Genomic DNA, 14506 nt, shown 5'->3' with positions numbered 1-14506 from the left:
CTATTTTTAGCAGAAAAGAGCAAGGATAATGCCACAGATATTTCGTGTAAAATTTATAGTAGCACATTAAAAAATCTTTTAGTTTTTAGATTGAATATTCAATATCCTGATATTCAAAAGTTCCTTAAGATTACATCTGAGAATAGTCTATAGTTCTCTTATAAATAAAAGGGAAATTTAAAATTTGACAAAACATCTTTTTAACAATGACAGTACAAATGTTAATAAAATAAAATTATTAAGATACATTAAATAGGAATAATTCCATAATTTTGGAATAATTCCTATACCATGAGAACAATATTACATTTGGATTTAGATACCTTTTATGTTTCCGTAGAGCGGTTATTAGATAGTAAATTAGCTAAAAGACCGTTATTGGTAGGAGGATTAGGCGACCGGGGCGTCGTAGCTGCCTGTAGTTATGAAACCAGAAAATTTGGAGTGCATTCTGGAATGTCAATGAAGATTGCACAGGAATTATGTCCCGAAGCAGAAGTAATTAAAGGAAATGCTGCTACGTATAGTCAACATTCTGATATAGTAACTGAGATTATTAAAGAGCGTGTTCCCTTGTTTGAAAAATCCAGTATCGATGAGTTCTACGCTGACCTTTCCGGAATGGATAAGTTTTTTGGGGCATATAAATATGCTACTGAACTACGTCAAAAAATCATATCTGAAACCGGGCTTCCTATCTCCTTAGGATTTGCACAAAATAAAGTAGTATCCAAGGTAGCTACAAATGAAGCTAAGCCGAATAACCAAAAGAAAATTAGCATTGGAAATGAAAAAAAATTCCTAAATCCGTTATCTATTCGTAAAATACCTTTGGTAGGCGGACAAACTTATCAAACCTTAAGGAGCCTGGGCGTCAGAACTATTGGAACTATCCAGGAAATGCCAGTTGAGGCGATGAAAAGTGTTCTTGGCGCAAACGGTATTACGATCTGGAAACGGTCTAATGGTATCGATGATACCCCGGTTGTTGCTTTTTGTGAACGCAAATCCATTTCAACCGAACGTACTTTTGACCGGGATACTATTGACATTGCCCGATTGCGTAATATACTAATAGCCATGACTGAAAATTTATCGTATCAGCTTCGTAGAGGCAACAAGCTTACTGCTTGTATCGCGGTAAAAATTAAGTTTTCGGATTTTAATACATACACAAAACAACTCAAGATACCCTACTCTAGTGCAGACCATATTTTAATACCTAAAATTTTAGAATTATTTGATAAACTTTACCAGAAACGACTATTAGTTCGATTAATCGGAATACGTTTTAGCCATCTCGTTTCTGGTAGTTATCAAATTAATCTTTTTGAAGATAGTGAACAACAAATCAATCTGTACAAAGCCTTAGACCATATCAGAGAACGATATGGTGACCGAAGTGTAGTCAGAGCTGTTGCTATGGATGCAAAAACTATAGGCAGGATGCATAATCCCTTTAACGGATTACCTCCGGTAGTACTAGCACACAGAAAAAAGTAATATGTATATAAATTGCCATTCACATTACAGTTTACGCTATGGTACTTTTTCAGAAGTCGATTTGTTAGAACTGGCAATAGCAAACAAGGTGTCCTATCTGGCGCTGACTGATATTAACAATACTTCAGCTTGCATCAATTTTATTCGTAGGGCAGAAGAAAGAAATATAAAACCCCTCGTAGGTATTGAATTTAAGAATGGCCCCCGTACCTTATATGTGGGGATTGCAAAAAATAACGAAGGCTTTAGAGAACTTAATAGCTATTTATCCCGGCATCTGGAACAAAAACTGGACTTTCCGGATATTGCCGACCCTTTTCAGAATGCCTTTATTATTTACCCTTACCAAAATATTTCTTTACTAAAAAAAAACGAACTAAGAAAACACGAGTATATAGGTATTGGTACGAAGGATATTAACAAGTTACTTTTTTCAAAACAAAAGTTTCCGAATGAAAAACTGGTTGCCTTACAACCTGTCACCTTCAGAGATAAAAAGGATTTTAATACACATCGTTTATTAAGGGCAATTGACAACAATATTCTACTAAGCCGTTTGCCTAAAGAAGAGCAAGCCTGTTTTTCAGAAAAAATGATACCCGAAGAAGATCTTAAATCTCACTACGATCAATGTGACTACATCATAAACAACACTATACAACTACAAAAACAATGCTCCATAACTTTTAATTTTTCTAAAGAACGACCTTCTCTTAACAAAGCAACTTTTACTAAAAGTAGCATGGAGGATCAAAAATTACTAAAAAAATTATGTAAAGAAAAAATCCGAGAGCGATATAAAAACCTTAATTATACTATTCTTAGGCGGCTTGTAAAGGAACTTTCTTTAATTACCTCTATGGGGTTTGTTTCCTATTTTCTAATTAACTGGAGAATTATAAGTTATGCCAGAGAAAAAAATTATTACTATGTAGGCAGAGGTAGCGGAGCCAATAGTATAGTAGCTTATATCTTGCGAATTACTGACGTAGATCCTATAGATTTGGACTTATATTTTGAAAGATTTATTAATTCGCATCGTACCAGTCCGCCGGATTTTGATATTGATTTTTCCTGGAAAGACCGACCGGATATGACAAAATTTATATTTGACGAATTTGGTGGTAAGTCTAACCGTGTAGCTTTGCTGGGAACCTATATTACCTTTCAATATAAAGGGGCCGTTCGCGAATTAGGAAAAGTATTTGGTTTACCAAAATATGAGATTGATCAACTTAGTATTGGCAGTTATACCTATAAAGATCTGGATCAAATGAACCGGTTAGTCCTTAATTATGCACGGTACATACAGGGAATGCCTAATTATGTCAGTATCCATGCCAGCGGAATCTTAATCAGCGAAAAACCTATACACTACTATTCAGCCACTAACCTTCCTCCCAAAGGGTTCCAAACTGTACAATTTGATATGATTATAGCCGAAGATATTGGGTTGTATAAATTTGACATTTTAGGGCAAAGAGGGCTTGCCAAAATAAAAGATACTTTAGACATTATTAAGTACAACCAACCGGAAAAAGCAAATTTTGATATTCATGCCATAGATGACTTTAAGAAGGACCCAAAAATAAATGCGCTGATCCGAAATGCGGATTGTATGGGGTGTTTTTATATTGAATCCCCTGCTATGCGAATGCTTTTAAGCAAACTAAAAACAGATACTTACACCGGATTAGTCGCTGCAAGTTCGATTATACGACCAGGAGTGGCCAAAAGTGGTATGATGCGTGAATACATTATGCGCGTACACAATCCCGATCGTATTCAAAATTCACATCCCATTTTACAGGAATTAATGCATGATACCTATGGGATTATGGTTTACCAGGAGGATGTCATTAAAGTTGCCCATATTTTTGCTAAACTTACCTTAGACGAAGCAGATGTACTTCGTAGGGGAATGAGTGGCAAGTTTCGCTCCCGAAAAGAGTTTACAGATGTACATAAAAAATTTATCAGCAATTGTAAAAAAGAAGGCTACGAAGACGCTGTTACCAATGAAATATGGGAACAGGTAGCTAGTTTTGCCGGGTATGCCTTTCCAAAAGGGCACTCCGCTTCGTATGCCGTAGAAAGTTATCAGAGTCTACACCTTAAAGCCTATTTCCCGTTAGAATATTTAGTGGCTACCGTCAATAACGGAGGAGGGTTTTATAGTTCGGAAATATACTTACATGAAATCTCCATGATCGGAGGTGTTATCGAACTTCCTTGCATTAACATTAGTGATTTTGATCATATTCTTAAGAAAAATCATGTATTTATAGGGTTGAAAATGTTACGAAATCTTGATCAACATACGATCGATAATATTTTAAAAGAACGAGATACCAACGGAAATTTTACTTCTTTAGATAATTTTATTGACCGGCTTCATATTACTATAGAACAACTAAGCATTCTTATTAAAATAGAATGTTTTCGATTTACTGGCAAAAACATTCATGAGTTATTATGGGAAGCACATGTAAAATTAAATGTGCCTATTCATAAAGACACTCGGCAATCTTTACTTTTTTCTGAAAAGCGTTGTGACTATACGCTTCCCTCTCTAGAAGTATCAGCATTAGAATCTGCTTTTGAGCAAATTGAAGCCTTTGGCTTTCCGTTATGTGGCTACTTTAAATTATTAGAAACCCCGCCCGTTAATCGTAGTGGAGCTATGGATATTCAGAAATACCTTAACAATCATATTGACATTTACGGTTATCTGATCACCCTTAAAAATACCAAAATGCATAAAGGAGAACAAATGATGTTTGGTACTTTTTTAGACCAATACGGTAAAGTATTTGACACCGTTATTTTTCCACCGGTTGCTTCAAAATACAAATTTAGAGGAAAAGGAATTTACCGACTGTACGGTAAAGTAACCGAAGAATTTAGTTTTATAAGTATCGAAGTCCTTAAACTCAGAAAAGAAGCATATATACCCGATGCCCGTTACGCTGATACTGAAAAATCGACTATCAAAATCAAAGTCTAGCATTAGTACTTACAAAAACAACAACTATATTTGACCACATTACCTTTTACAATAAAAAATTATGTTTTTGGGGTTAAAGTTAAGTTTTGAAAAAACTATTATTGTAACGGAGAAAGAGGTAAAATAACAATATTAAATATATCAAACCGTTAAATATATCCATCCATAAAAAAACCGAATGTAGTTAGCATCCGGTTTTTTTATCTAAGCTTTAGTTAAAGCTATCAAGTTTGTGTATGTTGTTTGTTGTTGAATGTAAATATAAGAAGAGAATACAGATATATTTACAGCCGTCTATAAAGCGAAGGGAATGATCTAGTAAACGTATTGTTTTCGTGAAAATTTGATGACGATATGAGGTATTGAAGTCCAAAGTGAGAAGTACGAAGTATTATGTGTAAGGAAAATGTATTTTTAATTTGATTGAAAACTTTTTCTAAACAACGCCAGACACACTAAAATGGACATTACCGACACTACCACGGGTATTTAAGGATAATAGTTAGCCTTGAGTTTAGTTTTTTTAAAACAAAAAACCCCTCACGGATATGTGAAGGGTTTTGGTAAAACCACGCTTTTAGCGCAGTTAAGGAAGGCGGCGACCTACTCTCCCACGGATTGTAGTACCATTGGCGCTATCGGGCTTAACTTCTCTGTTCGGAATGGTAAGAGGTGAGCCCCGATGCTATAACCACCTTAAGCTTTTATAATCCTAATATGTGAATTCTAAATTCAAAATTATGAATTAGTATACGGTCAACATATAGATGTAGAGATAACGAAGAAGTAAAGTAGGAAGTATTAGGTGTAATGTACTAAGTATTAAGTCAACTAACTTATTACCTTAGTACAGGTACCCGTGCCCTGAGCTTGTCGAAGGGCAATACTAATTTACCCTGAGCTTGTCGAAGGGAAGGGAAGGGAATAGAAGGGATAAAAAACTAAAAAGGGGCTTTGTTTAAAAGCAAAGTATCCGCCCCTTTCTTTTAGAAAGGGGACTTACCGGGCCCTGTAAGCCTATGGGTTATTAGTACTACTTGGCTACTTGCATTACTGCCTTTACACCTATAGCCTATCGACGTGGTAGTCTCCCACGACCCTTTAAAGAAATCTCATCTTGTGGTGGGTTTCGCGCTTATATGCTTTCAGCGCTTATCCACTCCGAACGTAGCTACTCAGCAGTGCCCCTGGCGGGACAACTGATACACCAGCGGTTCGTCCAACTCGGTCCTCTCGTACTAAAGTCAGATCCACTCAAATTTCTAACGCCCACTGTAGATAGAGACCGAACTGTCTCACGACGTTCTGAACCCAGCTCGCGTGCCACTTTAATGGGCGAACAGCCCAACCCTTGGGACCTTCTCCAGCCCCAGGATGTGACGAGCCGACATCGAGGTGCCAAACCCCCCCGTCGATATGAGCTCTTGGGGGAGATCAGCCTGTTATCCCCGGAGTACCTTTTATCCTTTGAGCGATGGCCCTTCCATGCGGAACCACCGGATCACTATGCTCTAGTTTCCTACCTGATCGGCCTGTATGCCTCTCAGTCAAGCCTGCTTATGCCATTGCACGCTACGCACGATTACCAACCGTACTGAGCAGACCTTTAGAAGCCTCCGTTACTCTTTTGGAGGCGACCACCCCAGTCAAACTACCCACCAAGCACTGTCTCCCGAGTATTCGGGATTAGGCTTCGAATAAGCAAAGGGTGGTATTTCAACAATGACTCACATACACCTGGCGATGCATGATCACAGTCTCCCACCTATCCTACACATTACTTATCCAAAGTCAATACTAAGCTATAGTAAAGGTTCACAGGGTCTTTTCGTCCCACAGCGGGTAACCGGCATCTTCACCGATACTACAATTTCACCGAGATCATGGCTGAGACAGTGTCCAGATCGTTGCACCATTCGTGCAGGTCGGAACTTACCCGACAAGGAATTTCGCTACCTTAGGACCGTTATAGTTACGGCCGCCGTTTACCGGGGCTTCAATTCAGATCTTTTCCCGATTGCTCGGGATAAACCCTCCTCTTAACCTTCCGGCACCGGGCAGGTGTCAGGCCATATACTTCTTATTTCTAATTCGCATAGCCCTGTGTTTTTGATAAACAGTCGCCTGGACCTCTTCACTGCGGCCCCCGCCAAAGCGGGGGCGACCCTTCTCCCGAAGTTACGGGTCGATTTTGCCTAGTTCCTTAGCCATGAATCTCTCGAGCACCTTAGAATTCTCATCCCAACTACCTGTGTCGGTTTACGGTACGGGCTGCATCGGCTTGCTTTTCTTGGTAGTCGATCCGCTGGGTTATCACTTCATCCGAAGACTCCGTGTACTATCAGGACATTACTGTTCCCTTCAACGCACAATTCCGTCTGTGCGCACCAACTTCTCGCCTACGTCGCTTTTAATGCCGTGCAGGTAGCAGAATATTAACTGCTTGTCCATCCACTACCCCTCTCGGGTTCGCGTTAGGTCCCGACTAACCCTGGGCTGATTAGCATAGCCCAGGAAACCTTAGTCTTTCGGTGGGGGGGTTTCTCGCCCCCCTTATCGTTACTTATGCCTACATTTTCTTTTGTAGCCCCTCCAGCAAGGATCACCCCTCACCTTCAACAAAACTACAATGCTCCCCTACCACAGCCTCATAACCCCCAAAGGGGGGGACTATCCATAGCTTCGGTAATATGTTTATGCCCGATTATTATCCATGCCGGACCGCTCGACTAGTGAGCTGTTACGCACTCTTTAAATGAATGGCTGCTTCCAAGCCAACATCCTAGCTGTCTGGGCAGTCCAACCGCGTTTTCTCAACTTAACATATATTTTGGGACCTTAGCTGATGGTCTGGGTTCTTTCCCTCTCGGACATGGACCTTAGCACCCATGCCCTCACTGCCAGTCATCATTATATAGCATTCGGAGTTTGTCAGGAATTGGTAGGCGGTGAAGCCCCCGCATCCAATCAGTAGCTCTACCTCTATATAACTAAACTAACGCTGCACCTAAATGCATTTCGGGGAGTACGAGCTATTTCCGAGTTTGATTGGCCTTTCACCCCTACCCTCAGGTCATCCCAAGACTTTTCAACGTCAACGGGTTCGGTCCTCCACTTTGGGTTAACAAAGCTTCAACCTGCCCAAGGGTAGATCACACGGTTTCGCGTCTACTACTACTGACTACATGGCGCCCTATTCAGACTCGCTTTCGCTACGGATCCAATCCTTAAAATCTTATCCTTGCCAGTAAAAGTAACTCGTAGGCTCATTATGCAAAAGGCACGCCGTTACCAATATAAATATCAGCTCCGACCGCTTGTAAGCGTATGGTTTCAGGATCTGTTTCACTCCCTTATTCAGGGTTCTTTTCACCTTTCCCTCACGGTACTGGTTCACTATCGGTCTCTCAGGAGTATTTAGCCTTAGCGGATGGTCCCGCCTAATTCATACAGGATTACTCGTGTCCCGCACTACTCAGGATACCACTAAATCAATATACCTTACCTATACAGGGCTATCACCTTCTTTAGCCACTCTTTCCAAAGTGTTCTAGTTCAATATATATCTTATAGCGTGGTCCTACAACCCCAGTCATGCCGTAACATAACTGGTTTGGGCTTCTCCGCGTTCGCTCGCCACTACTAACGGAATCACTATTGTTTTCTTCTCCTCCGGGTACTTAGATGTTTCAGTTCTCCGGGTTCGCCCCTGATAAATCAGGTGACATGTCTTCAACATGCCGGGTTGCCCCATTGGGAAATCCGCGGATCATAGTGTATGTGCCACTACCCGCAGCTTATCGCAGCTTATCACGTCCTTCTTCGCCTCTGAGAGCCTAGGCATCCCCCATACGCCCTTATCTAGCTTATCTGGCCTTTTGCTCTTAAACTCGCTCTTCTTAGTTTTTTTATCTCTCTATTATTCTATTTCTCTTTCAGATCAGTTATCCTTTCCCTACTTCTATCTTACTAACTCTCATCATACATACCTTATACCTGCCTGGTAATTTCTTAACCAAAACAAACATACCGTACCTTATCGTAAAGCCAACCAAATAAAATAAGTCAAAACAACCAATCCTTCTCGTTTCTCTTAATCAATATGTCAATGAACTTTTTTAATTCAAAATGCTGAATGCAGAATTATGAATTAAATTATAATAACAAATTAAAAATTCTGAATTCAAAATCCTTAATTCTTAATTATATAAGTGGAGAATATCGGAGTCGAACCGATGACCTCTTGCGTGCAAGGCAAGCGCTCTAGCCAGCTGAGCTAATCCCCCTTTCCCTAATTCAGAATGTAGAATTCAGAATTATGAATTTAGAATACCCTACTCCCAGAATTTCCTTTTAATCTTTTTTACAATGAACTTTTTTCTAATTAAGAATCCTTAAATAATGAATTCAAAATTATATCACATTACAGCAACTAAAAATTCCGAATTCTTAATTCAAAATTCTCAATTGATAAAGTAGTCTCAGGCAGACTCGAACTGCCGACCTCTACATTATCAGTGTAGCGCTCTAACCAGCTGAGCTATGAGACTGTCTTTTAAAATAGACCCAAGACCATATGAACCAAGACCCAAGACAAAAACGTCTTGTCTTCTTGTTTCTTGTTTCCTGTATCTTTTTTTAAATTAATTAATCGACAGCTAAAAGAATTAAAACCAGGTACTCATCTACCACTACCCCTACTTAAACAATTAACTATAAAAGCTAATGACCTAGTAGAAGATAAAAGTAAAGAGAAAAAGAAAGCCTCCGATCGTACCTCTCGTTTGTCTGCTTTGGCTTTACGTATAACGGTCATCTAACAATTACCAATTATACCTGCCTACAGAGCTTCTCTAGAAAGGAGGTGTTCCAGCCGCACCTTCCGGTACGGCTACCTTGTTACGACTTAGCCCCAGTTACCAGTTTTACCCTAGGCCGCTCCTTAACGGTGACGGACTTCAGGTACCCCCAGCTTCCATGGCTTGACGGGCGGTGTGTACAAGGCCCGGGAACGTATTCACCGGATCATGGCTGATATCCGATTACTAGCGATTCCAGCTTCACGGAGTCGAGTTGCAGACTCCTATCCGAACTGTGATAGGTTTTATAGATTCGCTCCAACTCACGTTGTGGCTGCTCTCTGTACCTACCATTGTAGCACGTGTGTGGCCCAGGACGTAAGGGCCGTGATGATTTGACGTCATCCCCACCTTCCTCGCGGTTTGCACCGGCAGTCTTGCTAGAGTTCCCATCTTTACATGCTGGCAACTAACAACAGGGGTTGCGCTCGTTATAGGACTTAACCTGACACCTCACGGCACGAGCTGACGACAACCATGCAGCACCTTGTAATATGTCCGAAGAAAAGTCTATCTCTAAACCTGTCATACTACATTTAAGCCCTGGTAAGGTTCCTCGCGTATCATCGAATTAAACCACATGCTCCACCGCTTGTGCGGGCCCCCGTCAATTCCTTTGAGTTTCATTGTTGCCAACGTACTCCCCAGGTGGGTTACTTATCACTTTCGCTTAGTCACTCAGATTTACATCCAAACAACTAGTAACCATCGTTTACGGCGTGGACTACCAGGGTATCTAATCCTGTTCGCTACCCACGCTTTCGTCCCTTAGCGTCAATTAATTGTTAGTGATCTGCCTTCGCAATCGGTATTCTGTGTAATATCTATGCATTTCACCGCTACACTACACATTCTAACCACTTCACAATAATTCAAGACCTACAGTATCAATGGCAATTTTACGGTTGAGCCGCAAACTTTCACCACTGACTTATAAGCCCGCCTACGGACCCTTTAAACCCAATGATTCCGGATAACGCTTGGATCCTCCGTATTACCGCGGCTGCTGGCACGGAGTTAGCCGATCCTTATTCGTAGAGTACCGTCATTCCACTACACGTAGTGGGCGTTCTTCCTCTATAAAAGCAGTTTACAACCCATAGGGCCGTCTTCCTGCACGCGGCATGGCTGGATCAGAGTTGCCTCCATTGTCCAATATTCCTCACTGCTGCCTCCCGTAGGAGTCTGGTCCGTGTCTCAGTACCAGTGTGGGGGATCTCCCTCTCAGGACCCCTACCTATCGTAGCCTTGGTAGTCCATTACACTACCAACCAGCTAATAGGACGCATAGCCATCTCTAACCGATAAATCTTTAATAATAATGCCATGTAACATCATTACCACATAAGGTATTAATCCAAATTTCTCTGGGCTATCCCCTAGTTAAAGGTAGGTCCTATACGCGTTACGCACCCGTGCGCCGGTCGTCATCAGATGCAAGCACCTATGTTACCCCTCGACTTGCATGTGTTAAGCCTGCCGCTAGCGTTCATCCTGAGCCAGGATCAAACTCTTCATCGTATAATCTTTCCCTACTTGCGCAGGGATGATAATAATCATAGTGCCTCAATAGCACCCTTCAATTACCATGTTTCTCAAAAAATACAACCGGAATTCTAATACTTCCTCTTCTCTGTCCTCTTAAACTATAATCTTATCCTTACCATAATTACTTACCGTAAAGAATAAACTACAACTTAAAAAAACTAATGATGCTAGTCTTAATTCTTCTTTCTTATTTGTATCACTATTTGTCATGGATTCCTGCCTTTGCAGGAATGACAAACAATGTACGCGCTGTCAATCAATATGTCTATGAACTTTATCCTCAATCCAGTTGAGGATCTCTACCTCCAACTTAATTTGAGGTCTATAGATTTCCACCTTCGTGGAAACTTACCTGTGAGTACCCAGGGAATCGAACCCCTACCTATTACTTACCAAAGCAATACCCTTTCTTACACCTATATAAATGAACCTTATCGCTCCTCTCCTTAACCCATCCTCTCAGCCCCAAAGCGGGTGCAAATATACAACTACTTTTTACTTTTAAACAAAACTTTTTTAAGTTTTTTTGAAGAAAGTTTCTTAACCTCTTTAAAACCTTTATAACTAAACTATTACAAGGTTTTTACCAGGACTTTTCTTTCCCCCAAAACAAAAAATACTACCTAGTCAATGAACTTTGCTTTTTACTATAAGAATATATCACTATACCCTCTCGCTAAGCGGATGCAAATATACAACCCTTTTTTACTTCTTAAACTAATTCTAAACCCGTTTTTTTAAAGTTTTTTTAACTTACTTCCTAACACCTTGTTATTTAATAAGCTATAAAATTTTATTTCTACTAGTAATGTTTAATAGTAATCTCAATAAAACTTACAACAAGTATTTCTACGTGGATTTGCACTTATGATATTGACTTAAACTTAAACCTTATTACTATTTTCCTTCGATACTTTGTAATGTATTTCTATCTACTACAACTATTACTCATTTCCTATTGTAAGGATGTTTTGACTACGCTATCTTTGCGTTCTTTAATTAAAATCACATGATCAAGATTACTTTGCCTGATGCTTCTGTTCGGGAGTTTGAATCCGGAGCTACTCCAATAGATGTAGCTAAAAATATAAGTGAGGGTTTTGCCAGAAACGTAATTTCTGCAAAATTTAATGGGAAGACTATTGAAACTAAAACTCCACTTACCAAGGATGGAAGTTTGACTTTGTTTACCTGGAAAGATCCGGAAGGAAAAACAGCGTTTTGGCATTCATCTGCTCATATATTAGCACAAGCTTTAGAAGCTATATATCCTGGGGTAAAGCTTTGGGTGGGTCCTGCCATTGAAAATGGTTTCTATTATGATGTTGACTTGGAAGATCAAACAATTTCAGAAAAAGATTTTAAAGCTATAGAGGATAAGATGCTGGAAATTGCCCGTGGAAAACACGAATTTGTAATGCGGGAAGTATCTAAAGACGAAGCACTTTCTTATTATAAAGGTACTAATGAATATAAAGTAGAATTGGTTGAAGGGCTTGAAGACGGAACTATTACCTTTTGCGATCATGATACTTTTACGGATTTATGCCGTGGAGGCCATATTCCTAATACAGGAATTGTGAAGGCTGTAAAAATTATGAGTGTAGCCGGAGCTTATCATAAGGGAGATGAAAATAACAAACAACTGACCCGAGTTTATGGTATTACTTTTCCGAAGCAAAAGGATTTAAAAGAATATCTGGAACTTCTGGAACAAGCAAAACAAAGAGATCATCGAAAATTAGGAAAAGAATTACAACTTTTTACTTTTTCAAAGAAAGTTGGCCAGGGATTACCCTTATGGTTACCTAATGGTGCTGCTTTACGAGACCGCCTGGAACAATTTTTAAAGAAAGCACAGAAAAAAGCAGGTTATGAAATGGTGGTAACTCCGCATATTGGTCAAAAAGACCTTTATGTAACATCAGGTCACTATGCGAAATACGGGGAAGATAGTTTTCAACCTATTCATACCCCTAATGAAGGAGAAGAGTTTTTATTAAAACCCATGAACTGTCCGCATCATTGCGAAATTTATAATGATAGTCCCTGGTCTTACCGGGATTTACCAAAAAGATATGCAGAATTTGGAACAGTTTATCGATATGAGCAAAGTGGCGAGTTACACGGATTAACAAGAGTACGTGGATTTACGCAGGATGATGCGCATATCTTTTGTACTCCTAACCAGCTGGATGAAGAATTTAAAAAAGTAATTGACCTGGTATTATATGTATTTGGATCTTTAGGGTTTGAAGACTTTACCGCTCAGGTTTCTATAAGAGATCCGGAAACGCCTGAGAAATACATAGGTACTACCGAAAATTGGGATAAGGCAGAACAAGCTATTATTAATGCGGCTAAGGATAAAGATCTTACTTATGTAGTTGAAACCGGAGAAGCTGCGTTTTACGGACCCAAACTTGATTTTATGGTAAGGGATGCTTTGGGTAGAAGTTGGCAATTAGGTACGATACAGGTAGATTATAATTTACCGGAGCGATTTGACCTTACTTATAAGGGAAATGACAATGAATTACACCGACCGGTAATGATTCATAGAGCTCCTTTTGGGAGTATGGAACGTTTTATTGCTATTTTACTGGAACATACAGGAGGCAACTTTCCGCTCTGGCTCATGCCCGAACAGGTTATTATACTCTCTATCAGCGAGAAGTATGAAAAATACGCTGAAAAAGTTTTAAATTTGTTAGAAAATAACGAAATTCGCAGCCTCTCGGATCATCGCAATGAAACTATTGGCAAGAAAATTCGTGAGGCGGAAATGAAAAAAATTCCGTATATTATAATAGTTGGAGAAAAAGAAGAGGAAGAGGGTATGATTTCAGTACGAAAGCATGGAGGCGAAGATCTGGGTACTTTATCTGTTGAATCGTTTTCTAGTCTTATCAAAGATGAAATCGCTACTTCTTTAAAATCTTTTAATCCTTAAAAAATAAATAGTACGTTTAATTAAAAATTATAAGCCATAGCAATAAGAAGAAGAAGGTCCCAAAAGCCAGCCCGAATTATTAAAGAGGATGCTCATAGAATTAACCATAAAATACGGGTTGATGAAGTGCGTCTGGTTGGAGATAATGTTGAAGTTGGGGTATATCCCATAAGAAAAGCAAGAGATCTTGCCGAAGCACAAGAACTGGATTTAGTCGAGATTTCGCCTAAAGCCGTACCGCCTGTTTGTAAGATAATGGATTATAAAAAATTCCTTTACGAACAGAAAAAGAGGGATAAGGTTCTTAAGAATAAAGCTTCTAAAGTAACTATTAAGGAAATCAGGTTTGGTCCCAATACGGATGAGCATGATTATGAATTTAAAAAGAAACATGCGGTTAAATTCTTGAGTGAAGGAGCAAAGCTCAAAGCCTATGTTTTCTTTAAGGGACGGTCTATTATTTATAAAGATCAAGGTCAGATTTTACTATTACGCCTAGCTCAGGAATTAGAAGAGTACGGTAAGGTAGAACAAATGCCAAAACTGGAAGGTAAGCGTATGATTATGTTTATCGCTCCCAAAAAAACGAAGTAATACTTTAGTCTGTAATAGGTTAAAGTTTTATTATATAAGTGA

The 14506-nt window shown here is 39.5% G+C and carries 5 protein-coding genes, 2 tRNA genes and 3 rRNA genes; 5 read left to right on the top strand and 5 right to left on the bottom strand.

Annotated features, from left to right (window positions below; genetic code table 11):
- Positions 1 to 291: 291 nt before the first annotated feature.
- Positions 292 to 1503, top strand: a complete 1212-nt coding sequence (gene dinB / locus NBT05_RS10790; protein WP_265769868.1) for a DNA polymerase IV — start codon at positions 292 to 294, stop codon at positions 1501 to 1503.
- A gap of 1 nt (position 1504) precedes the next feature.
- Complete coding sequence (locus NBT05_RS10785; RefSeq protein ID WP_265769867.1) at positions 1505 to 4510, top strand: DNA polymerase III subunit alpha; 3006 nt, start codon at positions 1505 to 1507, stop codon at positions 4508 to 4510.
- 590 nt (positions 4511 to 5100) lie between these two features.
- On the opposite strand, the gene rrf is transcribed toward NBT05_RS10785, so the two are convergent.
- The 4 genes from rrf to NBT05_RS10765 form a co-directional block, all read right to left on the bottom strand.
- Positions 5101 to 5209, bottom strand: a 5S ribosomal RNA gene (gene rrf / locus NBT05_RS10780).
- A gap of 311 nt (positions 5210 to 5520) precedes the next feature.
- Positions 5521 to 8382: ribosomal RNA gene (locus tag NBT05_RS10775) — 23S ribosomal RNA — on the bottom strand.
- A 340-nt stretch (positions 8383 to 8722) separates the two neighbouring features.
- Positions 8723 to 8796: transfer RNA gene (locus tag NBT05_RS10770), tRNA-Ala, on the bottom strand.
- A gap of 190 nt (positions 8797 to 8986) precedes the next feature.
- Positions 8987 to 9060, bottom strand: a tRNA-Ile gene (locus tag NBT05_RS10765).
- 54 nt (positions 9061 to 9114) lie between these two features.
- On the opposite strand from NBT05_RS10765, the gene NBT05_RS10760 reads away from it, so the two are divergent.
- Positions 9115 to 9330 (top strand): hypothetical protein, encoded by a 216-nt coding sequence (locus NBT05_RS10760; RefSeq protein WP_265769866.1) that lies wholly within the window; start codon positions 9115 to 9117, stop codon positions 9328 to 9330.
- Positions 9331 to 9367: 37 nt separating this feature from the next.
- On the opposite strand, the gene NBT05_RS10755 is transcribed toward NBT05_RS10760, so the two are convergent.
- Positions 9368 to 10890, bottom strand: a 16S ribosomal RNA gene (locus tag NBT05_RS10755).
- The 16S, 23S and 5S rRNA genes sit together here with 2 tRNA genes alongside, the layout of an rRNA operon.
- A gap of 1036 nt (positions 10891 to 11926) precedes the next feature.
- Between NBT05_RS10755 and thrS the strand changes: the two genes are divergently transcribed.
- Together thrS and infC are read left to right on the top strand one after the other, a co-directional pair.
- Positions 11927 to 13870 (top strand): threonine--tRNA ligase, encoded by a 1944-nt coding sequence (gene thrS / locus NBT05_RS10750; protein WP_265769865.1) that lies wholly within the window; start codon positions 11927 to 11929, stop codon positions 13868 to 13870.
- A 99-nt stretch (positions 13871 to 13969) separates the two neighbouring features.
- The gene (infC, locus tag NBT05_RS10745) at positions 13970 to 14464 is read left to right on the top strand and encodes a translation initiation factor IF-3 (RefSeq protein ID WP_265773236.1); all 495 of its coding nucleotides are present in this window, start codon (positions 13970 to 13972) and stop codon (positions 14462 to 14464) included.
- The last annotated feature ends 42 nt before the right edge of the window (positions 14465 to 14506 follow it).

The sequence above is a fragment of the Aquimarina sp. ERC-38 genome, assembly GCF_026222555.1.
In the GTDB taxonomy this organism is placed as follows: Bacteria; Bacteroidota; Bacteroidia; order Flavobacteriales; family Flavobacteriaceae; genus Aquimarina.
Note: the sequence above shows the minus strand (reverse complement) of the source record. Positions and strands in the feature narration are given on the sequence as shown.